Annotated in this window: 2 protein-coding genes; one reads left to right on the top strand and one right to left on the bottom strand. The window is 68.0% G+C overall.

What is annotated here, in order from left to right:
* Positions 1-76: 76 nt before the first annotated feature.
* Positions 77-511, top strand: a complete 435-nt coding sequence (locus IE140_RS35675; RefSeq protein WP_189461102.1) for a hypothetical protein — start codon at positions 77-79, stop codon at positions 509-511.
* A 43-nt stretch (positions 512-554) separates the two neighbouring features.
* Here IE140_RS35675 and IE140_RS35670 read toward each other — a convergent pair.
* Positions 555-1,498, bottom strand: a protein-coding gene (locus tag IE140_RS35670) for an IS5 family transposase (RefSeq protein WP_373296222.1) whose coding sequence is annotated in 2 segments (ribosomal slippage) — positions 555-1,148 and positions 1,151-1,498 — 942 coding nt in all. Because the reading frame shifts where the segments join, the coding sequence is not laid out codon by codon here.
* Positions 1,499-1,555: the final 57 nt, after the last annotated feature.

Below are 1,555 nucleotides of genomic sequence, written 5' to 3'. Positions count from 1 at the left end.
CTAGGAGCTGTCCGGGCGATCACTTCTGGCCGTTGTGTTCGGGCTCCTGTCCCAGGTCCTCGGTATGTTCGCCGGCATGGGAGCGAGTAGCTGGTTGCACTTCACGCCTGTCCTGCAGAGCGAGCAGGCCGCGCTGGACTGTCTCCGTGAGGCGGTCTTCGCGCGTGATGCCGAGTACTACAGGGAGGAAGAGGTCGAGTCGCTGGCTGCGCTGATGGAGAGCGGCTGGCTGGAGGAAGACCCGGCGCATTCGGTGCTCGACGTCGAACGCATCGTCCGTTGCGAACCCGACATGGAAGGTCCCGGCGATGTCAGGGTGGTCGAAGGCCCGGAAGTCGTCGAACTGTTCGGGACAGCGAAGCCGTCGCGGGACATCGCTCAGCAGGCCGTCAAACGTGCTGGTGACGGGTGGTTCCCTCCGTTCGGCCGCGGCTCCGGCTGTTGCACGATCGTCTATGGCGGCGACGGCCGTCCAGAGGAACTGTGCTTCTGGGGGACCACCGGCGATTGATCCAGGACCGCCAGGTGAGACCTTGACTGAACGGACCGCTTCCTCACGAGCGGAGCCAGATGACCAGGGCCGCCGCGGTGACGGTGCCAAGGAAGACGTAGCCGCGCTTGTCGTAGCGGGTCGCCACCGCCCGGGAGTTCTTGAGCTTGTTGATGGCACGCTCGACGGTGTTGCGCTTCTTGTACCGCTCCTCGTCGAAGCCCGGCGGCCGTCCCCCTCGCGATCCCTTGCGCAGGCGGGCAGCCCGGCTGTCAGCCTTCTCCGGGATCGCGTGCCCGATACCCCGGCGCCGCAGGTACTCGCGGCAGGGGCCGTTGCTGTAGGCCTTGTCCGCCGCGACGCTGTCGGGCCTCTTGCGGGGCCTGCCCGGGCCGCGGCGGGGAACGCGGATCTTCTCCAGCACTGGCACGAGCTGGGTGCAGTCTGCGCGCTGTCCCGCGGTGACGAGCAGGGACAGCGGACGGCAGCAGCCGTCGGCGCTCAGATGAATCTTGCTGGTGAAGCCGCCGCGCGAGCGGCCCAGGCCTTCACCTCGCTCACCACCTCCGCCAGGCGGCCGGCGAGGCTCTGCCACGGCGTCTCGTCCTGGTGTTCTGCCGCCTCGTCCCCCTTTGGCATGACCAGCGTCGGCGGCGGGTCAGTCCGGGCGCCGGCCGCATGCTGGTGCGCCCGCACGCTGGTGGAATCCACCGCCACGTCCCAGTCGATCTCGCCTGCCGCGTCGGCCGCGGCTTGGACCTGCTGCAGAAGACGTTCCCAAGTACCATCCGCAGACCACAGCCGGTGGCGTTCGTAAACGGTCTTCCACGGGCCGAATCGCTCCGGCAGATCGCGCCACTGCACGCCGGTCCGTATCCGGTGCAGTATCCCGTTGATCACTTGCCGGTGATCACGCCACCGCCCGCACCGACCGTTGCTCACCGGCAGGAACGGCCGGAGCCGTTCCCACTCCGCGTCTGACAGATCCCCGCGTTCACCCCGCCCCATGTTCGCAACAACGAGCGGATCAAACGACGGTCACATGATCGGCCGGACGGCTCCTAG

This window comes from Streptomyces parvus (assembly GCF_014648875.1).
Lineage (GTDB): Bacteria > Actinomycetota > Actinomycetes > Streptomycetales > Streptomycetaceae > Streptomyces > Streptomyces parvus.
Note: the sequence above shows the minus strand (reverse complement) of the source record. Positions and strands in the feature narration are given on the sequence as shown.